Source organism: Rhodococcus sp. RD6.2, assembly GCF_001040705.1.
In the GTDB taxonomy this organism is placed as follows: Bacteria; Actinomycetota; Actinomycetes; order Mycobacteriales; family Mycobacteriaceae; genus Rhodococcus_G.
Genome location: NZ_CVQP01000007.1, coordinates 510,663 through 536,638 on the forward strand (window position 1 = coordinate 510,663; position 25,976 = coordinate 536,638).

Genomic DNA, 25,976 nt, shown 5'->3' on the forward strand with positions numbered 1-25,976 from the left:
ATGAGCGAGCAGACCGAGCGGGACGGCGACTACGAGAAGCACGGTGGATTCCCGGTGTACCGGGCCGACCCCGACAACGGTGGCCCGCACTACGGTCGACTCGTCGAGGCGCTGCGCGTCGTCCAGGACCTGGCCGTGTCCACCGCGCCGCCGCAGGACGTCATCGAGCAGGCGGCCGAACAGGCCGAGGCCCTCGCTGCGCTGCTGGGGCAGTATCGGGTGCCCGAAGGTCGGTCGCCGTCCGGGCGGTCGATCGCCCTGCCGGGACGCGGCAGCCTGCTGATGCTGCCGTGGGAGGCCCAGCGGTTCGGCGCGGACGGCGTCCGCGCCAGCGGCGTGTTCCGCCGGTACCACATGGGTGGCAACGGCGCGGCGCACGGCGGCGTGCTTCCCCTGCTCTTCGACGACCTGTTCGGCATGGTCACCCACGCCGCGGGCAGGCCGATCAGCCGGACCGCCTACCTGCACGTGAACTACCGCAAGATCACCCCCATCGAGACGGAACTCTTCGTCGAGGGGAAGGTCGACAGCGTCGACGGCCGCAAGACCTTCGTCTCGGCGCGCCTCACCGATGCCGATGGGACCCTCCTCGCCGATGCCGAGGCGCTGATGGTCGTGCTGCTCCCCGGGCAACCCTGACCGTGCCGTCCCTTGACGACCTGCGCGCCGCCGCGACCGTGGTCGCCCTGCCCATGCGGGTTCGGTTCCGCGGCATCACGGTTCGTGAGGCTCTGCTGCTGCGCGGTCCCGCGGGGTGGGGCGAGTTCGCGCCGTTCCCCGAGTACGACGACGTCGAGTCCGCGGCCTGGCTGCGTTCGGCGATCGAGAGCGCCTGGGAGGGTCCGCCCACCCCTCGGCGGATGTCGATCCCCGTCAACGCCACAGTCCCGGCCGTCGCGGCTGCGCAGGTGCCCGAGATCCTCGCCCGGTTCCCCGGCGCCCGCACCGCCAAGGTGAAGGTCGCGGAGAAGGGGCAGACCCTCGCCGACGACGTCGCCCGCGTCGTTGCCGTCCGCGAGCACGTCGACCACGTGCGTGTCGATGCCAACGGCGGTTGGACGGTCGACGACGCCGTGCAGGCGTTGGCAGCCCTGACGGCGGACGGCGCACTGCAGTACGCGGAGCAGCCCTGCGCGACCGTCGAGGAGCTCGTCGAGTTGCGTCGCCGACTCGCGGAACGGGGCGTCGCAGTGCCCATCGCCGCCGACGAGAGCATCCGCCGCGCCGACGACCCGCTGCGCGTCGTGCGGGCGGGAGCCGCCGATGTCGCGGTCGTCAAGGTCGCGCCGCTCGGCGGCATGCGGGCGCTGGTTCGGCTCGCCGAGGAGCTCGCCGGCCACGGGGCGAAGGTGGTCGTGTCGAGCGCGCTGGACACCGCTGTCGGGATCGCAGCGGGGCTGTCCGCGGCGGCGGCCCTCCCGGACCTAGACCTGGCATGCGGGCTGGGAACCGGAGGGTTTTTCGACGCGGACGTCGCAGCGGCGCGTGCGATGTCGAACGGGGAACTCGCGGTCGCTGCGGTGACGCCAGACGCCGACCGACTCGCCGCGCTCGCGGCGTCGCCGGAGCGGACCGCCTGGTGGCTCGACCGGATTGCCCGATGTCATGCTCTGCTGTGAATGCGCTGTGAAATTGCTGGTCAGGGAATGGTGCACCGAGTGACCAACGTGGCTGCTGTGATGGTGGTGACTGGAGTTGATGATGGTGTCGGGCGGTCGTATAAGGTCGCGCTCGACATTCACGCAAAACTCGGAGGCATTGAAAGTGGTTGCAGCACTGAACGAAACCCTGCTCGACCCGGCGCGGCTGCCCGCCGTCGTCGCGGACGTCCAGGAGCTCATCGACGCCGAGGTTTCGGACAAGTCGGGCGCATCGGGTCTCGCGCTCAAGGGCGGCTACGGTGCCGTGAAGAAGGTCGGACCGGGCATCGTTCCCGACGCCGTCGAGGGCTTGCTGCCGAGCTTCGTCACTCGTCTCGAGCCGTTCTGGCAGGACTACCGGACCGTGGGCGGCGCCGGCTTCGGTGACTTCCTGGTCGCGCGCGGCGACGAGGTCGCGGACGCGCTGCTCGGCGTCACCGACGAGAAGATCGAGGGCACCAGCAAGGCCGCGGTCAAGAAGGTCTACTCGTCGCTGCGTCCGTCGGCGAAGAAGAACGTCCTCGAGGCGCTGCCGCGCCTCGGCACGCTCGTCGAGAAGCACGCCAACTAGGCAGCTCTGCTGCTCGTGCGCGGTGTGGGGGTCCATGGACACCCGCACCGCGCACGAGCGCCGCAGGCGCCCTCAGCCTGCCGCGCGGCCGTGACGCCAGAAACCGGTGAACGCGACATCCGCCTTCGGGACGCCACGATCGTTGACCAGGTGCCGTCGCACCCCAGCCGCCAGGGCCTGCTCGCCCGCCACGAACACGTAGTCCGGCAGCTGCGCCAACTCGGCCGCCTGGACCGCCGCCAGTGCCAGCTCACCCGGCCGTGCATGCGGATCCGACCGCGGCAGCCAGGTCAGTGCCATCCCGTCGGGAACCTCGAGCTCCTGCTCGTCGTCGACCGACGGAATCTCCAGGAACACCTCGCCGGTGATGTCCGGGGCTGCCGACTCCAGGATGCCCGCGATCGCCGGGAGTGCACTCTCGTCGCCGACCAGCAGCCACCGTCTCGCCTCGGGCAGTGGGTTGTGGATGAGTCCCTCGTCGAGCAGCGCCAACTGGTCGCCGACCGACACCGACTGCGCCCAGTGCGACGCCGGGCCCGCCTCGTCGCCCGACCCGTGGCACACGAAGTCGATGTCGATCTCCGGGGTGTTTCCGAACAGCGCCTTCTCCGCCGGCCGGAACGCGCGGATCGTGTAGTTGCGCACGATCGGCCGGTACGCCTTGCTCATCGCCAGGTACTGCGCGTACCAGAGCAGATTTCCCGTCGCCGTCGGCAGGCGGAGCTCGTTCTGGTCGGGGGTGGGAATGAACAGGCGGAACCAGTGATCGCTGCCCAGCGGGGTCAGTGAGCTCAGATCCTCGCCCGCGACCGTCACCCGCACGAAGTGCGGACTGATCTGCTTGCTGCCCGCCACCGTCGCGCGGAGGAACTCGCGGTGTTCGGGTCTGACGTACTTGGGGCGCTTGGCCATGTATCCGTCCTCGGAAGTTGCCGTTTATTGAGGTAAGGCTAACTTCACTTGGGTGGTGGTGTCACGGCTGTCCCGGACGCTCCAGCACCCGAACCCGCGGCGGCAGACCCCACTCGGTCCGCCCGAGTCGGCTCAGCGGCGCGATCGCCGCGAACTCCGGCAACCCGTCCTCCGCCAGACACTCGGGACGCACCGCGATAGCCCGCACCTCGCCCATCACGACGAAACTGTTCCCGACCTCGATCACCCGATGCAGCCCGCACTCGATCGCGACGGGCGACTCGGCGACCCGCGGCGGCACGACCTGCGAACTCGGTTCCGCAGTCAGTCCGACCGCCGCGAACTCGTCGACATCGGACGGGAACAGCGCCGACGTCGCGTTCACCCGGTCGATCAGCGGCGCCGACGCCAGGTTCACCACGAACTCCCCGGTCGCCTCGATGTTGCGGAGACTGTCCTTGCGGGTCACCGACGTGAACTGCACGATCGCCGGCGACACCGATGCGACCGTGAAGAAGCTGTACGGCGCCAGATTCGCGGTGCCGTCCACCGCGCACGTCGACACCCACGCGATGGGCCGTGGCACCACCGACGCGGTGAGCAGTGCGTACATCCGGTTCGTCGAAACCTCGCCGGCTGGGAAGACGGTGCGCATCGGCACATGGTGCCAGCCGACCGGCACCCCCGCCGAAACGTCTGACACCCTGGACATCGTGAATCCGTCCACCGCGCAGGCCGCCGCAGTCGTCGACGAACTGATTCGAGGTGGGGTGCGGGACGTGGTGCTGTGCCCGGGGTCGCGCAATGCCCCGCTCGCGTTCGCGCTGCAGGCCGCCGACGCCGCGGGACGGATCCGTCTGCACCTGCGGATCGACGAGCGCACCGCCGGATTCCTCGCCGTCGGGCTCGCGGTGTCGGCGGGACGCCCGGTGCCGGTCGTCATGACCTCGGGCACCGCTGTCGCCAACCTCGGACCCGCCGTGCTCGAAGCCAACTACGCGCGCGTGCCCCTGGTGGTGCTGTCCGCGAATAGGCCCTACGAGATGCTCGGCACCGGCGCCAACCAGACCATCGAGCAACTCGGTCTGTTCGGAACCCAGGTCCGCGCGACCATCAGCCTCGGGCTCGCCGAGGACCGCCTCGACCAGAACAGTCAATGGCGCTCCGCGGTGTGCCGGGTGCTCGCCGCCGCTCGTGGTACCCGTTCCGGCAATGCCGGACCCGTGCACTTCGACATCCCCCTGCGCGAACCCCTCGTCCCCGACGCCCACCCGCAGGGGCCGATTCCGGAGGGCAGGCCCGACGGCTCCGCGTGGACGACCACCGAACACGCGACCCTGGACGTGCCGCTCGAGATCGATCTCACTCCGGACACCGTCGTCATCTCCGGGCACGGCGCCGCGCATCGCCCCGAACTGGCCGGACTCCCGACCGTTGCCGAGCCGACGGCGCCGCTGCACGGGGTCGCCCTTCATCCGCTCGCACTGCCACAGCTCAATCCGCGGCAGGCGATCATCACCGGCAGGCCGACGCTGCACCGCCCGGTGTCGGCGCTGCTCGCCGACCCCCGGGTGTCCGTGTACGCGCTGACGACCGGACCCCGCTGGCCCGACGTCTCCGGGAACGTCCTCGCCACCGGAACCCGCGCTGTCGTGCGCGGCGCGCCCAGTCAGGCGTGGCTCGAACGCTGCAGGCACCTGACCGAACACGCGGACAAGGCCGTGCGGCAGCAGCTCTCCGCGCACGCGACCCCGACCGGACTGCACGTCGCCGCCGTCGTGACCGACGCGCTGGCAGACGGTGACCAGCTCCTGCTCGGTGCGTCCAACCCCGTCCGCGACGCGGCCCTCGTCGGCCATCCGCGGCCGGGGGTGCGGGTGCTGTCGAACCGCGGCGTCGCGGGGATCGACGGAACGGTCTCGACCGCCGTCGGCGCAGCCCTCGCCGCCGATGCGTCCGGGGGCGGCCGGACCATCGCGCTGATGGGTGACCTGACCTTCCTCCACGACGCCTCCGGGCTGCTGATCGGGTCCGGCGAACCGCGACCGAAGGACCTCACGATCGTGGTCGCCAACGACGACGGTGGCGGCATCTTCGAACTCCTCGAACAGGGCGACCCGCAGTACGCGGGCGTCTTCGAACGGATCTTCGGGACCCCGCACGGCATGGACCTGTCGGCGCTGTGCGCCGCGTACCGCGTCGAACACCACCACGTCACGCCCGATCAACTCGCCACCGAACTGGCACATCCCTTCGGTCGCGGCATCCGTGTCCTTGAGGTCACCACAGAGCGGTCGGGTCTGCGTGAGCTGCACGCCGCCGTCCGGGCACAGCTGTGAGGGAGGTGACCGCGCGGCGCGTCACCAGGGGGGTGCTGATCGTCGCGGTGTCGGTCTCCGTCCTGGCCGTGCTCCTCGTGCTCGCAGCATGGCGCAACGACCACACCATCAACTCCGACAAGGGCGTTGCGACCGCGGAGGTGCTGTCCGCGGGAGCGCTGCGATCGGCGGTCAGCTTCGTCACCCCCGACGGCATCACACACAACCCGCGCCTCGGGGTCCTGTACCCGACCAACCTCACCGTCGGCCAGCGCATCGACGTCGAGTACGCCCGCGCCGACCCCGACCTCGTCCGGGTATCGGGCCGTGACGTGCGGGTGGCTCTGGTCCCCGCGGGGTCCGTCATCGTCGTGACGTGGCTGCTCGCGGCGCCGACCCTGTGGTACGTGCGCCGCCGCACTGCCGCCGCCGTACCGGACGCCGCCGACGCCGGATAGGGCAACCCACTCGTCGCCCGGTGTTCGCGACACCGTCACCCGCCGCGCCCCGACCCGTCGTGCGTGGCGCGCACACTCGGAGTCGTGCGCGTAGCCGTCGTCGCCGAATCGTTCCTGCCGAACGTCAACGGGGTCAGCCACTCCGTCGTCCGGGTGGTCGAGCATCTCCGCCGAGCCGGACACCCCACGATGATCGTGGCGCCGGGAGTCCCCGGCGGGCGGTCCCGGTCGGGGCCACCCGCCCCGACCGTCCACGACGGCGTTCCCGTGCACCGGGTGCCCGCGATCATGGTGCCCCGCGTCAGTTCGCTTCCCGTCGGGATTCCGCAACTGTCGATGCTGGGCGCGCTCCGCGACTTCGACCCCGACGTCGTGCACCTGGCGTCCCCGTTCGTCCTCGGAGCGGGCGGATTGGCCGCCGCGCACCGGCTCTCGGTGCCTGCCGTCGCGGTCTACCAGACCGACATCGCCGGATTCGCCCGCAGCTATGGCCTCGCGCCGACCAGTCGCGCCGCCTGGCGCTGGACCCGGCGACTGCACCGCGGCGCCGCCCGCACCCTCGCTCCCTCGACCGCCGCAGCCGACGACCTGATCGCCCGCGGCGTCCCGCGGGTGCACCGGTGGGGGCGCGGAGTCGACACCACCCGGTTCGCGCCCGGCCGACGCGACGTGGCCCTGCGCGCGAGCTGGGATCCGACCGGCAAGCGCATGATCGTCGGATACGTCGGCAGGCTCGCCCCGGAGAAGCACGTCGAGCGGCTCGCCGTGCTGGCTGCCGACCCCGCCGTCCAGCTGGTGATCGTCGGCGACGGACCCGAACGCGAACGCCTCGCCCGCGACCTGCCGTCCGCGGTGTTCACCGGCCAACTCGGCGGCGACGACCTCGCTCGCGCGTACGCCAGCCTCGACGTCTTCGTTCATCCCGGGGAACACGAGACGTTCTGCCAGGCCGTCCAGGAGGCGCTGGCCAGCGGTGTACCCGTCGTCGGACCCGACGCGGGCGGGCCCCGCGACCTGATCGAGCACTGCCGCAACGGCTACCGACTGCCCGTCGACAGTTTCACCGACCAGCTCCCGAGCGCGGTCGTGGCACTGCGGGACCCGCTACTTCGGGCCCGGTTCGGGATCACCGCCCGCCGATCCGTCCTCGGTCGGACCTGGCCCGCCGTGTGCACCGAACTCGTCGGACACTACGAGCAGGTGATCGGCGCGTCGCCCGTACCGGCGCGCCGGACGGCGTGAGGTACCGCGCCTGTACGGTTGCGGTGTGGCAGCACAGAACAGCACCAGGGCCTCGCTCGAGAAGGAACCGCACGAGGTCGCGTCGATGTTCGACGGGGTCGCGAAGCGCTACGACCTGACGAACACGGTCCTGTCGTTCGGGCAGGACCGCGGCTGGCGAAAGGCGACGCGCGAGGCGCTCGACCTCAAGCCCGGCGAGCGGGTCCTCGATCTGGCCGCGGGTACCGGCGTCTCGACCGTCGAGCTCGGCCGCTCCGGCGCCTGGGTCGTCGCCACCGACTTCTCCAAGGGCATGTTGAAGGCGGGCGTGTCGCGCCAGGTTCCCATGGTCGCGGGCGATGCGATGTCGCTGCCGTACGCGGACGGCGTCTTCGACGCCGCGACCATCTCGTTCGGGCTGCGCAACGTCTCCGACTTCGAAGCGGGGCTTCGTGAGATCGCCCGTGTCACCAAACCGGGCGGCAGGCTCGTCGTCAGCGAGTTCTCCACACCGACGTTCGGGCCCTTCCGAACCGTCTACATGGAGTACCTGATGCGGGCTCTGCCCCGGGTCGCGCAGGCCGTCAGTTCCAATCCGGACGCGTACGTCTACCTCGCCGAATCCATCCGGGCCTGGCCCCGGCAGGAGGAGTTGGCCCTATCGATTGAGGCGGCGGGGTGGCGAGACGTACAGTGGCGCAACCTGACCGGTGGGATCGTGGCACTGCATCGAGCCCGCCGGTAACGCTGGGAGCGCAGTCGGGGCGCTCCGAGGGGACGAGGGAAGGCACGAGCATGAAGGAGTCCACCGGTCGTGTGACCTGGGGGAATCTGCCGCAAGAGCTGACCAGTTTCGTCGGTCGGCGTCGCGAACTCACCGAAGCCAGGCATGCGTTGACGACGTCGCGCCTGGTCACCTTGACGGGGATCGGTGGCGTCGGGAAGACCCGACTCGCACTGCGGGTGGCCGAGGACTCCCGGCGCGCCTTCACCGATGGCGTCTGGCTCGTCGAACTGGGAGAGCTGCACGACCCCGACCTGGTGGCGGCAACGGTCGCGGCCGCGATCGGACTGCGCGAACAGCCGGGGCTGCCGCCGCTGACGATGCTCACCGACCACCTGACCAACCGCACCGCGCTCCTTGTCCTCGACAACTGTGAGCACCTGATCGACGCGGTCGCCCGCCTCGCCGAGGCGCTGCTCCGGGTGTGCCCGGACCTGAGGATCCTCGCGACCAGCCGGGAACCGCTCGCGATCGGCGCCGAGACCGTCCTCCGGGTTCCGTCGCTCACCGTCCCCGACCCGGAGAAGACGCAACTCCAGGGCCTGTCCCGATACGAGGCCGTGTCGCTGTTCGTCGAGCGCGCCAGGTCGGCGGTACCCGGATTCGAGCTTACGGAAGAGAACATGGGCGCGGTCGCGGCGATCTGCCAGCGGCTCGACGGGCTGCCGCTGCCGATCGAACTGGCGGCGGTCCGTCTCCGGGCGATGTCGGCCGAACAGATACTCGACCGCCTCACCGACCGTTACGAGTTGCTGACCAAGGGCAGTCGCGGTGCCCCGACCCGGCAACAATCGCTGCGGATGAGCATCGACTGGAGCCACGAACTCTGCACCACCGCCGACCAGGTGCTCTGGCGCAGGCTGTCGGTGTTCGCGGGCGGTTTCGAGCTGGACGCGGCCGAAGGGGTCTGCGGCGGCGAGGTGCCGTCACTGGAACTGCTCGACGGAGTCGCATCGCTGGTCGACAAGTCGATCCTGATCCGGGAGGACGCCGGGGAGGGAGTGCGGTATCGGATGCTCGAGACGCTCCGCGAGTACGGCCGGGACAAGCTGATCGAGGCGGGAGAGTTCACCGCACAGCAACGTAGGCATCGCGACTGGTACGCCTCCCTCGCGAAATCCGCCGAGGAGAACTGGATCGGACCGCGGCAGGTCGAGCTGATCCGGCGACTCGATCGGGAACAGCCGAACCTGCGGGACGCACTGACCTTCTGTGTGGCCGAGTCGGGGGAGGCGGACGCCGGTCTGCAGATGGGCGTCGCCCTGTACCCGTACTGGTTGTGCCGCGGGATGTCGACCGAGGGCAGGCACTGGCTGGACCGGCTCCTCGAGGTGGAACTGGACAGTCCCGAACGGAACCGGATTCGGGCGATCTCCGTCGACTGCGTGCTCGCGGGAACCCAGGGCGACCTGCGACGCGCCGAGGCGTTGTCCGCTCGCGGCCGAGCGCTGGCAGCAGCTCTGGGCGATTCCGACGCCGACCTGATCTCGTGTCTCGCGTCGGCGTCGGTCGCGCTGTTCGCCGGCCGTCTGGTCGAGGCCATCCCGCAGTTCGAGTATGCCATCGCCCGGTACCGCCGCTCAGGGGATCTCTTCCGGTTGACGACCGCACTGGTCGGGATCGCTGTCGCCACCGGCGTGAGCGGTGACGAGGACAGGGCGATCGCCTACCACGAGGAGATTCTCGAGATCACCGAGGAACACGGCGAGTCCGCGCTCCGTGAGTACTCGCTGCTCGCGCTGGCACTGAGCTGCTGGTCCGACGATCCGGTCGGCGCGACAGATCTGCTGGAGCAGGCGCTGCGACTCGCCCGTGTCGTCGACGATCCCCTCGGCAGCAGTTCGTGCACCGAGGTGCTCGCGTGGATCGCAGCCGCGGACGGACGGTACCGACGGGCGGCGGTGCTGATGGGAGCCGTCCAGTCCCGCGCGGAGTCGGTCGGCAGCCCCACCGTCCTGGTCCCGAACGTTCTCGTCCATCATGAGGAGGCGGAGAAGCGGACTCGGGACGCGCTCCCGGACGCAGTGTTCGATGCGGCGTTCCGGCAGGGCCGCGGCCTCTCTGCCGAGGAGACGTTCGCCTACGTGCTGGGGGAGCAGCAGGCCCAGGCCGTGCAGACACCCGACATGGTCTCGCTCACCCGGCGCGAGCAGCAGGTCGCCGATCTGGTGTCGCAGGGTCTGACCAACAAGGCCATCGCCGCGAAACTGGTCATCTCGCAGCGGACCGCGCAGGGACACGTCGAGCACGTCCTGTCGAAACTCGGCTTCAACTCCCGTGCCCAGATCGCAGCGTGGGTCGTCGAGCAGCAGGCGCACCTGGCTATTCAGGCTCATGATGATGAGTAGTCCTCACCAGTTGTGACAGCGTGACCTCTCATTTGTTCTTCCGTCACGTACCCGTTACTGAAAACAGGTACATAACCCCGTAGTTCGGCCGTCGTGCATTCGGGTTCCACCCGGCACTGTGATGAAGGTCTCAACCACCTGTTGAACCGTCGCTGTGCCGTTGTGAATCCGAGGTATCCGATGCACCAGTCCGCCCCCTCATCGCCGCAGGCCACCGTGCTCCGCCCGAGCCACGACGTTCGCTGGCGGCAGGTCCAGATGGGCCGCACCACGGTGGACTACGCAGTCGGTGGGCACGGCCGGCCCGTCCTGTTCCTGCACGGCTGGGGGCTCGGCCCCGCCACCTATCGCACGGCACTCCACGAGCTGGCCCACCGCGGGGTCCGCGTGTACGCGCCCGCCATGCCCGGCTTCGGTGGCACCCCCGAACTCCCGGTCGGGGAACGGACCATCGACGGCTACGCGCAGTGGGTGGGACGTTTCGTCGACGCCGTCGGCATCCGCGGCCGCGTCACCGTCGTCGGCCACTCCTTCGGAGGCGGCGTCGGTGTCCGCACCGCACACGACCTGCCCGATCACGTCGACGAACTGGTCCTCGTCAACTCCGTCGGAGGGGCACGCTGGCTGTCCGAGGGCATCGACCGCCCGATCCACGAACGCCCGATCTGGGACTGGATGCTCCACCTGCCCGCTGATGCCCTCGGCTCCCGCTCGGTCGGTCAGGTCGTCGGCGCGATCGCCGGTGTCGCGCTCCCGAACGTGATCCGTGACCCCATGGCAGTCTGGCGGGCCGGGCACCTCGCTCGCACCGCCGACCTGCGACCCGAACTCGAAGTGCTCGCGCGGCGGCAGCTGCCCGTGACACTCCTGTGGGGAACCGGCGACACCGTCATCCCCGAGGCCAGCTTCGCGTCCATGCGCGCGGCGCTCGGCGAACCGAACGTGATGATGGTCCGTGGGAAGCACTGCTGGCCGATCAGCGACCCCGTCCGATTCGGCGACACCGTGCAGAGAGTGCTGGCGCGGTCGGGGGAACTGGTGTCGGCATGAGCATCGACCACGTGACCCGGCCGCTGGCGACCGCCTTCATGCTCCGATCCTGCGTCTGCTGCGCAACGCTGTTCGCGCCGGAGGTGTGGGTGTGCCGAGACTGCGGCGGCGACCTCGAATGGGTGCCCTCGACCGGTCGCGGCACGGTGGTGTCATGGACGCGACTCGACCCCGCGGCCGCCGGGAGCGGCAACCGGGGTCTCGAATCGCTCACCATCGCGATCGTCGAACTCGACGAGGGGCCGTGGATCTACGCGTCGATCGAATCCTGCGGCCGTGAACCGCGAGGCGCGCGTGTCGCCTTCGAACACGAATCGGTCGTCGGGCGGTTCCCCGTCTTCGTGCTCAGCTGAACGGCGGCCGCGCGTCGAGTCGAAGGGACGACGCGCCTGCTGCCCGCCATGCCCGAGCGGTGAGGTCGGCATCGGCGTCCGTCACCAGATTTCCCATCACCCGAACGGCGACCGTCATGAGCGCCCTCGACCGCATCGCGACGGGCCCGCTCGTGGGCAGTACGCGCGGCACGGTGAGAAGCCCGGCCAGCCTGCGGGCAATGGAGAAGGCGCGGCCGTAGCGTTCCCGCAGCACCTGCGGCCACAGGTCGGTCAGGTCACCCGCCCCCAACAGATCCGACACCATCCGGCCGGTCTCGAGGCCGTAGTCGATGCCCTCGCCGTTGAGGGGGTTCACGCATGCTGCCGCGTCCCCGATCAGCGCCCAGTTACGGCCCGCGACCCCGGACACCGCGCCGCCCATCGGGAGCAGTGCCGACGCGACGGACCGGATCTCGCCGTCCAACTGCCACTCGTGGCGGCGCGCACTCGCATAGAGCTCGATCAGCGGACGCAGAGCGCCCGGCGCCGGACGTGCCGCGGTCGCGAGGGTCCCGACGCCGATGTTGACCTGGCCCGATCCGAGGGGAAACACCCAGCCGTAGCCGGACTGCAGCGTGTCCGCCGCGTCGCGCAGCTCGAGATGCGACGTGATCCACGCGTCGTCGCTACGACCGGAATCGACATACGCGCGGGCCGCGACGCCGTAGGCGGTGTCCCGGTGCCACTGCCTGCCCAACTGCTTACCGAGTGTGGACCGCACACCGTCGGCCACGATCAGGTGCTCGCACCGCACGGTGCGAGGACCGTTGAAGGTGGTGAACGTCACCGCGCGCACCCTCCCGCCGTCGCGCTGGACGTCGACGGCCTTCGCGCCCTGCATCATCGTCGCGCCCGCGTCGACCGCGACCTGGCGGATGCGATCATCGAGTTCGATGCGAGGTACCGCGCTCCCGGTCGAGGGGAGTGAACCTCCCGGCCACGGCAGTTGCAGCTGCTGACCGAAGCCGGTCAGCCGGAGGCCACGGTTCACCGGCCCGCCCGACAGCCAGTCGCCGAGACCGAGGTGTTCGAGTTCGGCGATCGCCCGAGGTGTCAGCCCGTCGCCGCAGGTCTTGTCCCGGGGGAACGTCGCGGCATCGGCCAGCACCACTCCGCGCCCGGAGCGGGCCGCCCATGTCGCCGCCGCCGATCCGGCCGGACCTGCGCCGACGACCAGGACCTCGGTGTGTTCCGGCACCGTGGCCGGCCGGGGTGTGGGACCTCCCGACGGCACGGGTTCACGACGTCCGGACGGAATGACACGCGGATCGGGTTCGGGCTGCGGGGACACCACGGCAGTATCTTCGCAGGCGCTGCGCCATGCCCGGCGACAGCCCGGTACGCCGTGCGGACGACGGGTTCACTACCGTGAGCATCCACGGCAGGTTGGTGAGGGGTCCGGTTGGGCATCCCGGAGAACAGGATGGGTACTGGGATCGTGAGCACGAGCGAAGTGACGAACACCGTCGTCGCCGGTGTGGACCTGGGCGACCAGGCGCTGGCAGGCGTCATTCGGACCGGTCTGGCCGACGTCGAGGCACTGCTGGTCGGTGAGTTGTCCGACGGTGAGGACTTCCTCACCGAAGCCGCGCTGCACCTGGCGAAGGCGGGGGGCAAGCGGTTCCGGCCCCTGTTCACCCTGCTGACCGCCCAGCTCGGCCCGAACGGCACCGATCAGTCGGTGATCACGGCGGCGACGGTGGTCGAACTGGTGCACCTGGCGACGCTGTATCACGACGACGTCATGGACGAGGCGTCGATGCGTCGCGGTGCGCCGAGCGCGAACTCCCGGTGGGGCAACAGCATCGCGATCCTGGCGGGCGACTACCTGTTCGCGCACGCCTCGCGGCTGGTCTCGACGCTCGGACCCGACGCGGTGCGGATCATCGCGGAGACGTTCGCGGCGCTGGTCACGGGCCAGATGCGCGAGACCATCGGCGCCAAGGAATCCCAGGATCCGGTCGAGCACTATCTCAAGGTGGTGTGGGAGAAGACCGGCTCGCTGATCGCCGCGTGCGGCCGGTTCGGAGGTACGTTCTCCGGCGCGTCCGACGACGACGTCGCGCGGCTCGAGCGTCTCGGAGACGCCGTGGGCACCGCGTTCCAGATCGTCGACGACATCATCGACATCTCCTCTGCGACCGAGCAGTCCGGCAAGACTCCGGGCACGGATCTGCGGGAGGGCGTGCACACCCTTCCGGTGCTCTATGCGCTCCGGGAGGAGGGACCGGATGCGGACCGTCTCCGCGTGCTCCTGGACGGACCGGTCACCGACGACGCCGACGTGGCCGAGGCGCTGGTTCTGCTGGAACGCTCACCGGGGATGGCTGCGGCGAAGGCCAAGCTCGACGAATACGTCGAACTGGCGCGCACGCAACTCGCCGAGCTCCCGCAGGGCCCGGCGAACGAGGCTCTGAAACGACTGGTCGAATACACGGTCGCGCGGGTCGGCTGACGTAACGTCTCACCGGAGGGAACTACCGTCCCGGGGTTCCTCGTTGACCTGGTGGCGGGTCGGCCGCCGCATGCGGCCGACCGGTATCTGATCGGGAAGGCGCCGCTGTGCATCGGTATTCGAACGGGCTGAAGACCTTCGGGCTGCTCGTCGTCATGTCCGGGCTGATCGTGTTCATCGGCTCACTGTTCGGTAACCGGACGATCCTGTTGTTCTCGGTCGTGCTGGCCGTCGGCGCCAACGCCTACGCCTACTTCAACAGCGACAAGCTGGCACTGCGGGCGATGCACGCGCAGCCGATCACGGAGGTCGAGGCGCCGGTCATCTACCGGATCGTCCGCGAACTCGCGACGACCGCGCACCAGCCGATGCCTCGCCTGTACATCAGTCCGACGGCGGCTCCCAACGCGTTCGCAACCGGACGTAATCCGCGCAACGCCGCGGTGTGCTGTACCAGCGGAATCCTGCAGATCCTGGACGAACGCGAACTCCGTGCCGTCCTCGGCCACGAACTGTCCCACGTGTACAACCGGGACATCCTCATCTCGTCGGTCGCCGGAGCGATGGCGGCGGTGATCTCGGGTCTCGCGAACATGGCGATGTACGCGAGCATGTTCGGGGGCCGAGGGGAGGGCAGGCCGAACCCGTTGGCGTTGCTTCTGGTGTCCCTGCTCGGGCCGATCGCCGCAACGGTCGTCAAACTGGCGGTGTCGAGGTCGCGGGAGTATCAGGCCGACCAGTCCGGCGCCGAACTGACCGGTGACCCGCTGGCCCTTGCGTCGGCGCTGCGCAAGCTCGAGCGGGGCACCCAGGCGGCGCCGCTGCCGCCGGAACCGAAGATCGCCGCGCAGTCGCACATGATGATCGCCAACCCGTTCCGGGCCGGAGACAAGATGAGCCGGATGTTTGCCACGCACCCGCCGATGGCGGACCGGATCGCACGCCTGGAGGATCTTGCGGGTAGACGGCTCCCCGAGTAACTCCGACAGGGGTAGTTTTACCGTTTGGTGAGCAATTCCATACTGATCGGGCGGTAGATGAGAACGACGACGACGCTGTTCGGGGCACTCGCGGTGATCGCGTCTGCGGCGCTCCCCGCCGGTGTGGCACACGCCGATCCGGCCGGGTTCACCAGGTCGAGCCTCTATTTCGACACGACGGTCGGTCCCGACGGCAGTCGGCACTGCAACGTCGAGGCCGATCTCTACACTCCCGACGACGTGTCGGCGGACAAGCCCGCGCCGGCCGTGCTGACCACCCACGGGTTCGGCCAGACCAAGGACGCGCAGGCGCCGACCGCGGAGTTCCTCGCCGGCCGCGGCTACGTGGTCCTCGCCTATTCGGGTCTTGGATTCGGCGGCACCGGATGCAAGGTCAGCATCGACAGCCCCGATCCGGACGGGCAGGCCGCGCAGGACCTCGTCAGTTTCCTCGGCGGCGCCGACGGGATCGCCTACGAGGACGCCGCGCACACCCGGCCGGTGCCCGGACTCGACATCGTGGTCCGTGACACCGTCGCCCAGGACGGCCGAACCCTTCCCGACGATCCGCGTGTCGGCATGGTCGGCGGGTCCTACGGTGGCGCGATCCAGTTCGCCGCGGCCGCCGTGGATCGGCGGATCGACGCGATCGTGCCGATGATCACCTGGAACGACCTGAGCTACTCGCTGGCACCGAACAGCACCGGCGCGACGGTCGGAGTGTCCGGCGCGGTCCCCGGCGCGACCAAGACGTCATGGACGACGATCTTCAGTGCTGCAGGTGTGACCGCTCCCGGCGCCGCCGGCTACCGCGCGGACCCGACCAAGGTCCTCGGCTGCCCGAACTTCGCAGACCCGGCGTGCGGCGCCCTCGCCACCTCACTCACGCAGGGGTTTCCCGACCCGCAGGCAGTGCAGTTCCTGCGCTCCGCGTCGGTGGCGTCCTACGTCGACCGGATCCACACGCCGACACTGCTGATCCAGGGCGCAGAGGACACCCTCTTCAACCTCAACGAGGCCACCGCGACCTTCGAGGCACTGCAGCGTCAGGGCACCGAGGTCAAGATGATCTGGCAGAAGCGCGGGCACTCCTCGGGCGGTGACCAGAGCCTGCTGTCGGGCGGTTCCTCCCGGCCGAATCCGGACACGCAGTACACCACCGCGCGGTACCTGGACTGGTTCGAGAGCCACCTCAAGGACGCCGACGTCGACACCGGCCCCACCTTCGCCTACTACCGGGACTGGGTCGGCGCCGCCGGAACCGCCGACAGCTACGAGACGGCCTCGACGCCCGACGTCGGCACCGCGCAGTCGCTGTACCTGTCCGACGGCGGGACGCTGGTGTCCGACCGCGACGCCATCCGCGCGGGGTCGCAGACACTGTCGACGCCTGTCGGGGGAGTGGTCCAGGGGTCGACGCCGTCCATCGTTCAGGTCACGCCGGGACCACGACCCGAGAATCAGCCGCCCGGCAGTTTCGTGACCTGGACCGGCGCCGCGCTGGACGCACCGCTGGACGTGGTCGGTGCCCCGGCCGCCACGGTGCGGATCTCGACTCCGACGCCCGTGACCGGAGACCTGGATGCCGTGGTCGTCTTCGCGAAGCTGTACGACGTGGCCCCGGACGGATCGGCGACGCTGATCAACGGCCAGGTTGCGCCGGTGCGGATCGTCGACCCGAACGCTCCGGTCACGATCACGATGCCTGCGATCGTGCACCGCTTCGACACAGGGCACAGCGTGCGCCTGGTCCTGTCGGGCAGCGACTCGAGCTTCCGCGGCGGCCTCGTTCCGCGCCAGGTGACCGTCGCGGCAGGCGATGCGGGTCAGCAGTTGGTGCTGCCGGTCGTCGGGCGCTGACGGAACCCGGAACGCACGACGCCGGGCGGCCCGCGGTGGGCGCCCGGCGTCGTGCGGTGAACCGGCGACGTGGTCGCCGGCACCGGTGGGTCTAGCGGGGTCTAGCGGTAGTTGACGAACTGCAGCGCGATGCCGAAGTCCTCGCCCTTGAGCAGGGAGATGACGGCCTGCAGGTCGTCACGCTTCTTGGAGCTGACACGCAGCTCCTCGCCCTGGATCTGTGCCTTGACACCCTTCGGGCCCTCGTCGCGGATCTTCTTCGAGATCTTCTTCGCGTTCTCGGTCGTGATGCCCTGGACGAGAGACCCGGTGAGCTTGTAGACCTTGCCGGACTGGGCGGGCTCGCCGGCGTCGAACGCCTTGAGGGAGATGTCCCGGCGGATCAGCTTCTCCTTGAACACGTCGAGGGCAGCCTTGAGGCGCTCCTCGGTGTCGGCGGTCAGTGTGATGGATTCCTCACCGGACCACTCGATGCTCGCGCCGGTGCCCCGGAAATCGAAGCGGGTGTTCAGCTCCTTCTCCGCCTGGTGCAGAGCATTGTCCACTTCCTGTCGCTCGACCTTGCTCACCACATCGAAGGACGAATCCGCCACGTCACTCTCCCTATGTCGTCGGTCCCCGGCCAAGGGTCTCGGGGCTTCGGAACCCACGATAACCACACGGTTTGCATTAACCCGCCCCGGTGGTTGTATTCTTCTCAAGCGCCAGGGAGAACCGGGATGCCCGAAAGGGTGGAACGAGGATTCCTGGATGACACCAGGCAGGTTGCCCGAGCGGCCAATGGGAGCGGACTGTAAATCCGTCGGCTTATGCCTACGTAGGTTCGAATCCTACACCTGCCACACCTGGGTCCCAGTGAGCGTGAGCTCGCTGGGGCCTGGTGGTTAGACAGTTTGAATATGGGTCCTGACCAGGCGGTTTGGAACTCCGGACACAGACTGTGTAACCTCTTGGAGGCTTCGAAGCGCGGACAACGCGCAGCGGAGCACGCCCCCTTAGCTCAGTCGGCAGAGCGTTTCCATGGTAAGGAAAAGGTCAACGGTTCGATTCCGTTAGGGGGCTCGCTGGATGGGTGCCGCGTAGAGTGGCACCGATGCATCGAGGCGGTGTAGCTCAGTTGGTAGAGCAAACGACTCATAATCGTTGTGTCGCCGGTTCAAGTCCGGCCATCGCTACAAACCTGAAAAGACTCTGGTCGACCGAGATCAGAGTGACCCACAGTTTCTCCGAAAGAAGGCATACCCGTGGCCTCCTCCACAGACGTTCGTCCCAAGATCACCTTGGCCTGCGAGGTATGCAAGCACCGGAACTACATCACCAAGAAGAACCGGCGCAACGACCCCGATCGCCTCGAGCTGAAGAAGTTCTGCCCTAACTGCGGAACCCACCAGGCGCACCGGGAATCCAAGTAGCATTCATCGCGTGCCCCGCTCCTGCGGGGCACGCGATTTTTTTCGATACGACGCAGGGCCGGTACGGGATCGCACCCGTGGCCGGCCCATCGCTGTGTTCTCTCACGGCCGGCGTCCACTGCAGATAGGGTCCCGCTTCAGTGAAACTGAACGCTGATCTCGTTGGCCTGCATCACAGGTTCAGCGACTACTACGAGGTCGGCCGCGAGAAGGTGCGTGAATACGCGCGCGCGGTCAAAGACGACAACGCCGCCCATCGTGACGAGTCCGCGGCCGCGGAACTCGGCCACGACAGCCTGGTGGCGCCGCTCACCTTCATCTCGGTGTTCGGCTTCCTCGCACAGGAGGAGTTCTTCGAGACGCTCGGCCTGGAACTCGACCTGAGCAACATCCTGCACACGGATCAGCGCCTGGTCTTCCACCGCCCGATGAAGGTCGGCGACCGGCTCTACTGCGACGTGTTCGTCGACTCACTCCGGGTGATGGGCGGCAGCGACATCATCGTCACCCGCAACGACATCACCGACCAGGACGGTGAGCCCGTGCTCACCACCTACACCACGTTGATGGGTCGACACGTCGAGGAGGGCGAGTGATGGCGCTCAAGCGATTCGAGGACGTCGTCGCCGGACAGGAACTGCCGGAGTCCGTGGTGACGCTGACGCGCGCCGATCTCGTGCAGTACGCCGGCGTCGCAGGCGACCCGAACCCCATCCACTGGGACGACACGGTCGCCCGATCAGTGGGTTTGCCAATGGCTGTTGCGCACGGCATGCTGACGATGGGTATCGGAGCCGGGTACATCACGTCCTGGCTCGGGGACCCGGGAGCGGTACTCGAGTACAACGTCCGTTTCACCAGCCCCGTCTACGTTTCCAACGAAGGCACGGGCACCGAGATCGAGCTGTCCGGTAAGGTACGCTCGGTCGACGAGGCGGACCGCACTGCGGTGATTGCCATCGTGGCGAAGGTGGACGGCAAGAAGATCTTCGGTCGAGCTGCCGCAACCGTCCGACTCGGCTGAAATCGAGCCGATTGGGTTTGTTAGACCACCGTGCAGTACACTGAGATTTCTGGGATTGTTCAGCGCTGCGCGCTGCCCTACGGCGTCAATTCGAGTCGAACGGGGTGGCGCGCGTGTTGTGTGGTCACAGAGTTGGTTGACGGAAAGTGACCTGGTCACGATCTTCAACCAAAGGGGCGTAGCTCAATTGGCAGAGCAGCGGTCTCCAAAACCGCAGGTTGCAGGTTCAAGTCCTGTCGCCCCTGCCCCGGATGTCAGCAACTGAGAGGAACGACGGTGAGCGACGATCGCGGAAAGGCCGAGAACTCCACGGGGTCCTCGGACACCGACGACGCCGCCGCAAGCGCCGCATCCTCTCGACCGACTGGCAAGCGTCCGGGTCGCCGTTCCAGCGCGGCCGCGGACTCGTCTGCGGCGACCACGGTCGCCGCCACTGGCCCTTCCGCGCCGGCGAAGAAAGCGGAGAAGCCGCGCAAGGAGAACCTCTTCAAGCGCTTCCGGCGGTTCATGCGCGAGGTCATCGCCGAGCTACGCAAGGTGATCTGGCCGAACCGCAAGCAGATGGTCACCTACACCACGGTTGTGCTCGTCTTCGTGGCGTTCATGGTGGCGTTCATCTTTGGATTGGACTTGGCGTTCGTCAAGGGCGTCACCTGGTTGTTCGGCTGACCCCGACAACCGACCCGCAATGAGAGGAAGCGAGCCCGCCAGTGAGCACCCCCGATAACGACGCAAATGAGGCCGTGGCCGGAGAGCCCGTTGCCGATGACGCGGTCGCTGCGGAGTCCGCTGACGGCGTGATCGTCGACGAAGCCCCCGAGGTTGCCGACGCCGACGTCGAAGCTGCCGAGGACGCGAGCGATGTGTCCGAGGAGCCCGTCGATCCCGTCGCGGAGATGAAGGCGGCGCTGCGCCGCGCACCCGGAGACTGGTACGTCATCCACTCCTACGCCGGTTACGAGAACAAGGTGAAGGCCAATCTCGAGACCCGCGTCCAGAACCTCGACGTCGGCGACTACATCTTCCAGGTCGAGGTTCCGACCGAAGAGGTCACCGAGATCAAGAACGGCCAGCGCAAGCAGGTCAACCGCAAGGTGCTGCCGGGTTACATCCTGGTGCGCATGGAGCTCAACGACGAGTCGTGGGGCGCAGTGCGCAACACCCCGGGTGTCACCGGGTTCGTCGGTGCCACCTCGCGCCCGTCGCCGCTGAGCATCAACGAGGTCGTCAAGTTCCTGATGCCGCAGCAGGGCGCGAAGAAGCCTGCCGCCGCTGCGGCCGCAGTCGCCGGCGACAGTGCGTCCGCCGCCGCGGCCAAGCCGCTGATCGAGGTCGACTTCGAGGTCGGCGAATCGGTCACCGTGATGGACGGTCCGTTCGCGACGCTGCCCGCCAGCATCAGCGAGGTCAACGCCGAGCAGCAGAAGCTCAAGGTCCTGGTCTCGATCTTCGGCCGTGAGACGCCGGTCGAGTTGTCGTTCAACCAGGTCTCCAAGATCTAGTTGCCAACGAACCGACCCCGGTTCGCCGAGGTGCGGCCCATACACTTGCACTGCAGCAAGAAACACACTCGCAAGAAATAGGAACGAAGATGCCCCCCAAGAAGAAGAAGCTCGCAGGGCTGATCAAGCTTCAGATCCAGGCCGGTCAGGCTAACCCTGCCCCGCCGGTGGGTCCCGCGCTCGGTCAGCACGGCGTGAACATCATGGAGTTCTGCAAGGCCTACAACGCGGCCACCGAGTCGCAGCGCGGCAACGTGATCCCCGTGGAGATCTCCGTCTACGAAGACCGGACCTTCGACTTCAAGTTGAAGACCCCGCCGGCCGCCAAGCTGCTGCTCAAGGCCGCAGGCGTCCAGAAGGGCTCCGGCGAGCCGCACAAGACCAAGGTCGCGACCGTGACCATGGACCAGGTGCGCGAGATCGCGAAGACCAAGCAGGAAGACCTCAACGCCAACGACATCGACGCAGCCGCGAAGATCATCGCAGGCACCGCCCGTTCCATGGGCATCGTCGTCGAGGGCTGAGCGAAGCGAAGCCCGCCTCGGGCTCCGTAGGGCTGATCCACTCCTGCTTCGGCTGACGGCCGAACAGAAACAGAACGCGTGGGAGGACCGGCCAGGTCCGCAACCACAACCGAATCATTCACCGCCGACCCGCACGGTCCGTGGTGAGAAGTAAGGACAGAAGACATGGCAAAGCGCAGCAAGGCGTACCTCGCCGCCGCTGAGAAGGTCGACCCGAGCAAGCTCTACAGCCCGCTGCAGGCTGCGAAGCTCGCGAAGGAGACCTCCTCCTCGAAGATGGACGCGACCGTCGAGGTCGCCGTTCGTCTCGGCGTCGACCCCCGCAAGGCGGACCAGATGGTTCGTGGCACCGTCAACCTCCCGCACGGCACCGGTAAGACCGCCCGTGTGATCGTGTTCGCCGCAGGCGAGAAGGCCGCCGAGGCCGAGGCCGCAGGTGCGGACGCCGTCGGTGCCGAGGACCTGATCGAGCGCATCCAGGGCGGTTGGCTGGACTTCGACGCCGCGATCGCCACCCCGGACCAGATGGCCAAGGTCGGCCGCATCGCCCGCGTCCTCGGACCGCGTGGCCTGATGCCGAACCCGAAGACGGGCACCGTCACCACCGATGTGGCGAAGGCTGTCGCGGACATCAAGGGCGGCAAGATCAACTTCCGCGTCGACAAGCAGGCCAACCTGCACTTCGTGATCGGCAAGGCGTCCTTCGACGATGCCAAGCTGGTCGAGAACTACGGCGCTGCGCTGGACGAGATCCTGCGTGCGAAGCCGTCGTCGGCCAAGGGTCGCTACGTCAAGAAGATCACGGTTTCGACCACCACCGGACCGGGCATCCCGGTGGATCCGAACCGTACCCGCAACCTCCTCGAGGACGAGGCGTAAGCGGTACGTCACTGACGTGAGAACAAAGCCGGTCGGGAGTTCACTCCCGACCGGCTTTTTCGTGTGTGTGGTCAGCCGACGCGGCGACGGTGGAACCAGTGCCGGGCCCGTCCGGGAGCGAGCGGCGGCGGAGGTCGATGCGGTCACGGAGGGATGCTCGGAGGACACGATTTGGTGTCGCGACCCGAGTCGCGTATTCTTCTTCGAAGAGTTCGACTAGTTCGAGTTCACCCCAAGAAGTTCTACCAAAGACCGTTGGTCACCGGTGTGCGCTGCCCAGCAGCGAGATCGGTTGAAGGTCCGGAGCAGGTCCGGCGGCCCACGCAGGAGGACGAGGTAGGGGAGAGGTTGGTTTCCGGCGTGAGCCGTGTCCATCGCTCCTCGTTTACGCCCCGTGTGCCCTGCACCGGGGCGTTTGTCGTGTTACGGGGCCTTTCGCCGGATGTTCCACACCGTCCGGCAGGACGCACCAACACGATGTCACGAGAGGAGGCGAAGTATGGCAAAGCCCGAGAAGGTTACCGCGGTTGCGGAGATCACCGAGCAGTTCAAGGGTTCGACCGCCGCCGTCATCACGGAGTTCCGTGGTCTGTCGGTGACGAGTCTGACGCAGCTGCGTCGCGCGCTCGGAGAAGGCGCTACCTACTCCGTCGCCAAGAACACCCTGGTCAAGCGTGCCGCCGCTGAGGCGGGCGTCGAGGGCCTTGACGACCTGTTCGTCGGACCGACCGCCATTGCATTCATCAAGGGCGAGCCGGTTGACGCTGCGAAGGCACTGAAGGCCTTCGCGAAGGACAACAAGGCACTCGTCATCAAGGGCGGCTACATGGACGGCGCTGCGCTGTCCGTGGACGAGGTCAACAAGATCGCGGACCTCGAGTCCCGCGAGATCTTGCTGGCCAAGCTCGCCGGCGCGATGAAGGGCAACTTGGCAAAGGCCGCTGGCCTGTTCAATGCCCCCGCTTCGCAGATGGCCCGCCTGGCCGCTGCGCTGCAGGACAAGAAGGCCGCGGAAGGCTCCGCAGCCGAAAGCTGATCCGCACGAGACCGGACGGGCGTCCTCGCGGGCGCGAACAAGGTCTTGCGTATCACGTAACAAACCACTCCCACCTCGTCGCGGATCAGCGACATGGGACTTACAGGAAGGACCGCCATCATGGCGAAGCTCACCACCGAAGAGTTGCTGGACCAGTTCAAGGAGCTCACCCTCCTCGAGCTCTCGGAGTTCGTGAAGGCGTTCGAGGAGACCTTCGAGGTCACCGCCGCTGCTCCGGTCGCCGTCGCCGCTGCAGGCGCTCCGGCTGCTGCCGCTGAGGCCGCTGAGGAGCAGGACGAGTTCGACGTCATCCTCGAGGGTGCCGGCGACAAGAAGATCCAGGTCATCAAGGTCGTCCGTGAGGTCGTCTCCGGCCTGGGCCTGAAGGAGGCGAAGGACCTCGTCGAGGGTGCTCCGAAGCCGATCCTGGAGAAGGTCGCCAAGGACGCCGCTGAGGCTGCCAAGGAGAAGCTCGAGGCTGCTGGCGCGAAGATCACCATCAAGTAAGGTGCTCGTCGCGTGACGCTTCGGCGTCAGGTCTGACGAAAGAGGGTCGTTCCCCGCGAGGGGAGCGGCCCTCTTTCCGTTTCTGTCGGTCGGTGTGTGCGGTTGCGACGCTGTTTGCCCAGGCCGGCAGGTGTTCGAAAGGGGGTCGCGCAAGCTATTGCACTCCGTACTTACTCGTGAGTAGGATCGGTGGTCACGAGTACCACATTGATGCGATACAGTGACCCAACCCACAGTGGGGGACCTGTCGAAACAGCGTGGAGGTAAGTGGTGGGTGTTGAGGTAAAGGTCGAAGGACTTACCAAGTCGTTCGGTTCGCAGAAGATCTGGCAGGACGTCACGCTGACGCTGCCTGCCGGCGAGGTCAGTGCGCTGCTGGGTCCGTCCGGTACCGGTAAGTCCGTGTTCCTCAAGTCGCTGATCGGCCTGCTGCGGCCCGAGCAGGGATCGATCGTGATCGACGGAACCGACATTCTGCAGTGCTCCTCGCGGGAGCTGTACGAGGTCCGGCAGATGTTCGGCGTGCTCTTCCAGGACGGCGCGCTGTTCGGCTCGATGAACCTCTACGACAACGTTGCGTTCCCGCTGCGCGAGCACACCAAGAAGTCCGAGTCCGACATCCGCAAGATCGTGATGGAGAAGCTCGAGCTCAACGGCCTGCTCGGTGCGGAGAACAAGCTGCCCGGCGAAATCTCCGGCGGTATGCGCAAGCGCGCAGGCCTGGCGCGTGCGCTGGTCCTGGACCCCGAGATCATCCTGGTCGACGAGCCCGACTCCGGTCTCGACCCCGTCCGCACGACGTACCTGAGCCAGCTGCTGATCGACATCAACGCGCAGATCGACGCCACGATCCTGATCGTGACGCACAACATCAACCTCGCTCGCACCGTCCCGGACAACCTGGGCATGCTCTTCCGCAAGCAGCTGGTCATGTTCGGTCCGCGTGAGGTGCTGCTGACCAGCGAGGAGCCGGTCGTCAAGCAATTCCTCAACGGCAGCAAGATCGGCCCGATCGGCATGTCGGAGGAGAAGGACGACTCGCAGATGGCGGCCGAGTTGGCGATGAAGGAAGCCGGTCACCACGACGGTTCGCAGGAGGTGTCCGGCGTCATTCCGCAGATGCAGGCCACTCCGGGCATGCCCGTCCGGCAGGCGGTGCACCGCAGGCAGGATCGCGTCCGGTCCATCCTGCACACCCTGCCTCCGGAGGCGCAGGCCAGCATCCGTGAGAGTCTCGGCGACAGTGACGACGCCGCTACGCAGGTGATCCCTGCCTACAGCGATGCCGGTGCGGAGTCGTCTTCCTGGGGTCACGGGTAGCCGCGGGTGGGGGGTTCGAAGAGCGCGCTGCTGAGTCCACTGTCGGCAGCGTTGACCCAGGCCGGTCTGATCGTTCAACTTTTCGTCGACGTCGTCCGCAACACGTTCCGCAAGCCGTTCCAGTTCCGTGAGTTCATCGAGCAGGCCTGGTTCATCGCCAGTGTGACCATCCTGCCGACCGCGCTCGTCGCGATTCCGTTCGGTGCCGTGGTGTCGTTGCAGACGGGGTCGCTGATCAAACAGCTCGGCGCCGAAGCATTCACCGGCGCCGCGAGCGTCCTGGCCGTGATCCAGCAGGGCAGTCCGATCGTGACGGCCCTGCTGATCGCGGGTGCCGCCGGCTCGGCTGTCACGGCAGACCTCGGCTCGCGCACGATCCGTGAGGAGATCGACGCGATGGAGGTGCTCGGCATCGACCCGATCCACCGGCTCGTCGTCCCCCGCGTCCTCGCGATGGTCCTCGTCGCGCTGCTGCTCAACGGACTCGTCTCGGTCGTCGGCATCGCGGGCGGGTACTTCTTCAACGTGATCCTGCAGGGCGGAACGCCGGGTGCCTACCTGGCGTCGTTCTCGGCGCTCGCGCAACTCCCCGACCTGTACGTCGCGGAGGCGAAGGCAGCGATCTTCGGTGTGATCGCGGGTGTTGTCGCGGCATACAAGGGACTGCACCCCAATCCCGGACCGAAGGGCGTGGGCGAAGCGGTGAACCAGACGGTCGTCATCACGTTCCTGCTGCTCTTCTTCGCGAACCTGATCCTGACGATGGTGTACCTGCAGATCGTTCCGGCGAAGGGGGCGTGA

28 protein-coding genes and 4 tRNA genes are annotated in these 25,976 nt (G+C 67.9%); 28 read left to right on the forward strand and 4 right to left on the reverse strand.

All coding sequences use genetic code 11. The features are described from left to right. The 3 genes from RHCRD62_RS15960 to RHCRD62_RS15970 all read left to right on the forward strand — a co-directional run bounded on the left by RHCRD62_RS15960 (position 1) and on the right by RHCRD62_RS15970 (position 2,211). The gene (locus tag RHCRD62_RS15960; protein ID WP_050065673.1) at positions 1 to 639 is read left to right on the forward strand and encodes a PaaI family thioesterase; all 639 of its coding nucleotides are present in this window, start codon (positions 1 to 3) and stop codon (positions 637 to 639) included. Continuing rightward, entirely contained in the window at positions 636 to 1,619 is a 984-nt protein-coding gene (locus RHCRD62_RS15965; protein WP_084734321.1) for an o-succinylbenzoate synthase, read from the forward strand. Before RHCRD62_RS15960 ends, RHCRD62_RS15965 begins: the two co-directional genes overlap by 4 nt. Positions 1,620 to 1,764: 145 nt before the next feature. Further along, positions 1,765 to 2,211 carry a DUF6918 family protein gene (locus tag RHCRD62_RS15970; RefSeq protein WP_050065674.1) on the forward strand — a complete coding sequence of 149 codons (447 nt, stop codon included), beginning with the start codon at positions 1,765 to 1,767 and terminating at the stop codon, positions 2,209 to 2,211. A gap of 72 nt (positions 2,212 to 2,283) precedes the next feature. Here RHCRD62_RS15970 and RHCRD62_RS15975 read toward each other — a convergent pair whose 3' ends face one another. Together RHCRD62_RS15975 and RHCRD62_RS15980 are read right to left on the reverse strand one after the other, a co-directional pair. Next, positions 2,284 to 3,123, reverse strand: a complete 840-nt coding sequence (locus tag RHCRD62_RS15975; RefSeq protein WP_050065675.1) for a siderophore-interacting protein — start codon at positions 3,121 to 3,123, stop codon at positions 2,284 to 2,286. A gap of 61 nt (positions 3,124 to 3,184) precedes the next feature. Further along, positions 3,185 to 3,778, reverse strand: a complete 594-nt coding sequence (locus tag RHCRD62_RS15980; protein WP_050065868.1) for a flavin reductase family protein — start codon at positions 3,776 to 3,778, stop codon at positions 3,185 to 3,187. A gap of 58 nt (positions 3,779 to 3,836) precedes the next feature. Between RHCRD62_RS15980 and menD the strand changes: the two genes are divergently transcribed. The 7 genes from menD to RHCRD62_RS16015 all read left to right on the forward strand — a co-directional run bounded on the left by menD (position 3,837) and on the right by RHCRD62_RS16015 (position 11,655). After that, positions 3,837 to 5,462, forward strand: coding sequence for a 2-succinyl-5-enolpyruvyl-6-hydroxy-3-cyclohexene-1-carboxylic-acid synthase (menD, locus tag RHCRD62_RS15985; RefSeq protein ID WP_050065676.1), 1,626 nt, complete (start codon positions 3,837 to 3,839; stop codon positions 5,460 to 5,462). Beyond that, a complete protein-coding gene (locus RHCRD62_RS15990; protein WP_050065677.1) occupies positions 5,459 to 5,899 on the forward strand; it encodes a DUF3592 domain-containing protein in 441 nt (146 codons plus the stop codon). Before menD ends, RHCRD62_RS15990 begins: the two co-directional genes overlap by 4 nt. Positions 5,900 to 5,983: 84 nt before the next feature. Beyond that, positions 5,984 to 7,141, forward strand: coding sequence for a glycosyltransferase family 4 protein (locus RHCRD62_RS15995; protein WP_050065869.1), 1,158 nt, complete (start codon positions 5,984 to 5,986; stop codon positions 7,139 to 7,141). Positions 7,142 to 7,166: 25 nt separating this feature from the next. Further along, complete coding sequence (locus RHCRD62_RS16000; RefSeq protein ID WP_050065678.1) at positions 7,167 to 7,865, forward strand: demethylmenaquinone methyltransferase; 699 nt, start codon at positions 7,167 to 7,169, stop codon at positions 7,863 to 7,865. Between the two features lie 50 nt (positions 7,866 to 7,915). Further along, entirely contained in the window at positions 7,916 to 10,252 is a 2,337-nt protein-coding gene (locus tag RHCRD62_RS16005) for an ATP-binding protein (RefSeq protein WP_050065679.1), read from the forward strand. A 180-nt stretch (positions 10,253 to 10,432) separates the two neighbouring features. Then, positions 10,433 to 11,302 carry an alpha/beta fold hydrolase gene (locus RHCRD62_RS16010; RefSeq protein WP_050065680.1) on the forward strand — a complete coding sequence of 290 codons (870 nt, stop codon included), beginning with the start codon at positions 10,433 to 10,435 and terminating at the stop codon, positions 11,300 to 11,302. Next, positions 11,299 to 11,655, forward strand: coding sequence for a Zn-ribbon domain-containing OB-fold protein (locus RHCRD62_RS16015; protein ID WP_050065681.1), 357 nt, complete (start codon positions 11,299 to 11,301; stop codon positions 11,653 to 11,655). Before RHCRD62_RS16010 ends, RHCRD62_RS16015 begins: the two co-directional genes overlap by 4 nt. Here the strand turns inward: RHCRD62_RS16015 and RHCRD62_RS16020 are convergent. Beyond that, positions 11,648 to 12,910 carry a geranylgeranyl reductase family protein gene (locus tag RHCRD62_RS16020; RefSeq protein WP_050065870.1) on the reverse strand — a complete coding sequence of 421 codons (1,263 nt, stop codon included), beginning with the start codon at positions 12,908 to 12,910 and terminating at the stop codon, positions 11,648 to 11,650. The two genes, RHCRD62_RS16015 and RHCRD62_RS16020, sit on opposite strands and share 8 nt — an antisense overlap. Before the next feature lie 189 nt (positions 12,911 to 13,099). Between RHCRD62_RS16020 and RHCRD62_RS16025 the strand changes: the two genes are divergently transcribed. The 3 genes from RHCRD62_RS16025 (at position 13,100) to RHCRD62_RS16035 (ending at position 16,971) form a co-directional block, all read left to right on the forward strand. Beyond that, positions 13,100 to 14,131 (forward strand): polyprenyl synthetase family protein, encoded by a 1,032-nt coding sequence (locus tag RHCRD62_RS16025; protein ID WP_050065682.1) that lies wholly within the window; start codon positions 13,100 to 13,102, stop codon positions 14,129 to 14,131. A gap of 107 nt (positions 14,132 to 14,238) precedes the next feature. Continuing rightward, positions 14,239 to 15,111, forward strand: a complete 873-nt coding sequence (htpX, locus tag RHCRD62_RS16030) for a zinc metalloprotease HtpX (RefSeq protein WP_050065683.1) — start codon at positions 14,239 to 14,241, stop codon at positions 15,109 to 15,111. 57 nt (positions 15,112 to 15,168) lie between these two features. Beyond that, positions 15,169 to 16,971, forward strand: coding sequence for a CocE/NonD family hydrolase (locus RHCRD62_RS16035; RefSeq protein ID WP_050065684.1), 1,803 nt, complete (start codon positions 15,169 to 15,171; stop codon positions 16,969 to 16,971). 101 nt (positions 16,972 to 17,072) lie between these two features. On the opposite strand, the gene RHCRD62_RS16040 is transcribed toward RHCRD62_RS16035, so the two are convergent. Further along, a complete protein-coding gene (locus tag RHCRD62_RS16040) occupies positions 17,073 to 17,564 on the reverse strand; it encodes a YajQ family cyclic di-GMP-binding protein (RefSeq protein ID WP_050065685.1) in 492 nt (163 codons plus the stop codon). 166 nt (positions 17,565 to 17,730) lie between these two features. Between RHCRD62_RS16040 and RHCRD62_RS16045 the strand changes: the two genes are divergently transcribed. From RHCRD62_RS16045 to RHCRD62_RS16115, 15 genes are all read left to right on the forward strand, one after another. Next, positions 17,731 to 17,813, forward strand: a tRNA-Tyr gene (locus tag RHCRD62_RS16045). Positions 17,814 to 17,960: 147 nt separating this feature from the next. Next, positions 17,961 to 18,033 (forward strand) — tRNA-Thr (locus tag RHCRD62_RS16050). A 40-nt stretch (positions 18,034 to 18,073) separates the two neighbouring features. Beyond that, positions 18,074 to 18,146 (forward strand) — tRNA-Met (locus RHCRD62_RS16055). 69 nt (positions 18,147 to 18,215) lie between these two features. Beyond that, on the forward strand, positions 18,216 to 18,383 hold the full coding sequence (gene rpmG, locus RHCRD62_RS16060; protein WP_031937658.1) for a 50S ribosomal protein L33: 168 nt from the start codon (positions 18,216 to 18,218) through the stop codon (positions 18,381 to 18,383). Between the two features lie 140 nt (positions 18,384 to 18,523). Further along, the gene (gene hadA / locus RHCRD62_RS16065) at positions 18,524 to 18,979 is read left to right on the forward strand and encodes a (3R)-hydroxyacyl-ACP dehydratase subunit HadA (RefSeq protein ID WP_050065686.1); all 456 of its coding nucleotides are present in this window, start codon (positions 18,524 to 18,526) and stop codon (positions 18,977 to 18,979) included. Further along, on the forward strand, positions 18,979 to 19,407 hold the full coding sequence (hadB, locus tag RHCRD62_RS16070; protein ID WP_050065687.1) for a (3R)-hydroxyacyl-ACP dehydratase subunit HadB: 429 nt from the start codon (positions 18,979 to 18,981) through the stop codon (positions 19,405 to 19,407). The genes hadA and hadB overlap by 1 nt, the downstream gene beginning before the upstream one ends. Before the next feature lie 172 nt (positions 19,408 to 19,579). Next, positions 19,580 to 19,652 (forward strand) — tRNA-Trp (locus RHCRD62_RS16075). A gap of 31 nt (positions 19,653 to 19,683) precedes the next feature. Beyond that, positions 19,684 to 20,076 carry a preprotein translocase subunit SecE gene (gene secE, locus RHCRD62_RS16080; protein ID WP_050065688.1) on the forward strand — a complete coding sequence of 131 codons (393 nt, stop codon included), beginning with the start codon at positions 19,684 to 19,686 and terminating at the stop codon, positions 20,074 to 20,076. A 41-nt stretch (positions 20,077 to 20,117) separates the two neighbouring features. Further along, positions 20,118 to 20,909, forward strand: a complete 792-nt coding sequence (gene nusG / locus RHCRD62_RS16085) for a transcription termination/antitermination protein NusG (RefSeq protein ID WP_050065689.1) — start codon at positions 20,118 to 20,120, stop codon at positions 20,907 to 20,909. An 89-nt stretch (positions 20,910 to 20,998) separates the two neighbouring features. Continuing rightward, positions 20,999 to 21,433 (forward strand): 50S ribosomal protein L11, encoded by a 435-nt coding sequence (gene rplK / locus RHCRD62_RS16090; protein ID WP_007534031.1) that lies wholly within the window; start codon positions 20,999 to 21,001, stop codon positions 21,431 to 21,433. 165 nt (positions 21,434 to 21,598) lie between these two features. Continuing rightward, complete coding sequence (rplA, locus tag RHCRD62_RS16095) at positions 21,599 to 22,312, forward strand: 50S ribosomal protein L1 (protein WP_050065690.1); 714 nt, start codon at positions 21,599 to 21,601, stop codon at positions 22,310 to 22,312. 499 nt (positions 22,313 to 22,811) lie between these two features. Continuing rightward, positions 22,812 to 23,348, forward strand: coding sequence for a 50S ribosomal protein L10 (gene rplJ / locus RHCRD62_RS16100; protein ID WP_050065691.1), 537 nt, complete (start codon positions 22,812 to 22,814; stop codon positions 23,346 to 23,348). Between the two features lie 120 nt (positions 23,349 to 23,468). Continuing rightward, entirely contained in the window at positions 23,469 to 23,855 is a 387-nt protein-coding gene (gene rplL / locus RHCRD62_RS16105) for a 50S ribosomal protein L7/L12 (protein ID WP_050065692.1), read from the forward strand. A 267-nt stretch (positions 23,856 to 24,122) separates the two neighbouring features. Beyond that, positions 24,123 to 25,175 (forward strand): ABC transporter ATP-binding protein, encoded by a 1,053-nt coding sequence (locus RHCRD62_RS16110; protein ID WP_050065693.1) that lies wholly within the window; start codon positions 24,123 to 24,125, stop codon positions 25,173 to 25,175. Positions 25,176 to 25,181: 6 nt separating this feature from the next. Further along, on the forward strand, positions 25,182 to 25,976 hold the full coding sequence (locus RHCRD62_RS16115) for an MlaE family ABC transporter permease (protein ID WP_050065694.1): 795 nt from the start codon (positions 25,182 to 25,184) through the stop codon (positions 25,974 to 25,976).

Coding starts and splice junctions, on each gene's coding strand:
- rplK (WP_007534031.1), top strand. CDS start 20,999: ATGCCCCCCAAGAAGAAGAAGCTCGCAGGGCTGATCAAGCTTCAGATC.
- RHCRD62_RS16035 (WP_050065684.1), top strand. CDS start 15,169: ATGAGAACGACGACGACGCTGTTCGGGGCACTCGCGGTGATCGCGTCT.
- hadB (WP_050065687.1), top strand. CDS start 18,979: ATGGCGCTCAAGCGATTCGAGGACGTCGTCGCCGGACAGGAACTGCCG.
- rplA (WP_050065690.1), top strand. CDS start 21,599: ATGGCAAAGCGCAGCAAGGCGTACCTCGCCGCCGCTGAGAAGGTCGAC.
- rplL (WP_050065692.1), top strand. CDS start 23,469: ATGGCGAAGCTCACCACCGAAGAGTTGCTGGACCAGTTCAAGGAGCTC.
- RHCRD62_RS16005 (WP_050065679.1), top strand. CDS start 7,916: ATGAAGGAGTCCACCGGTCGTGTGACCTGGGGGAATCTGCCGCAAGAG.
- RHCRD62_RS16015 (WP_050065681.1), top strand. CDS start 11,299: ATGAGCATCGACCACGTGACCCGGCCGCTGGCGACCGCCTTCATGCTC.
- RHCRD62_RS15960 (WP_050065673.1), top strand. CDS start 1: ATGAGCGAGCAGACCGAGCGGGACGGCGACTACGAGAAGCACGGTGGA.
- RHCRD62_RS16010 (WP_050065680.1), top strand. CDS start 10,433: ATGCACCAGTCCGCCCCCTCATCGCCGCAGGCCACCGTGCTCCGCCCG.
- RHCRD62_RS16025 (WP_050065682.1), top strand. CDS start 13,100: ATGGGTACTGGGATCGTGAGCACGAGCGAAGTGACGAACACCGTCGTC.
- RHCRD62_RS15980 (WP_050065868.1), bottom strand. CDS start 3,778: ATGCGCACCGTCTTCCCAGCCGGCGAGGTTTCGACGAACCGGATGTAC.
- rplJ (WP_050065691.1), top strand. CDS start 22,812: ATGGCAAAGCCCGAGAAGGTTACCGCGGTTGCGGAGATCACCGAGCAG.
- RHCRD62_RS15975 (WP_050065675.1), bottom strand. CDS start 3,123: ATGGCCAAGCGCCCCAAGTACGTCAGACCCGAACACCGCGAGTTCCTC.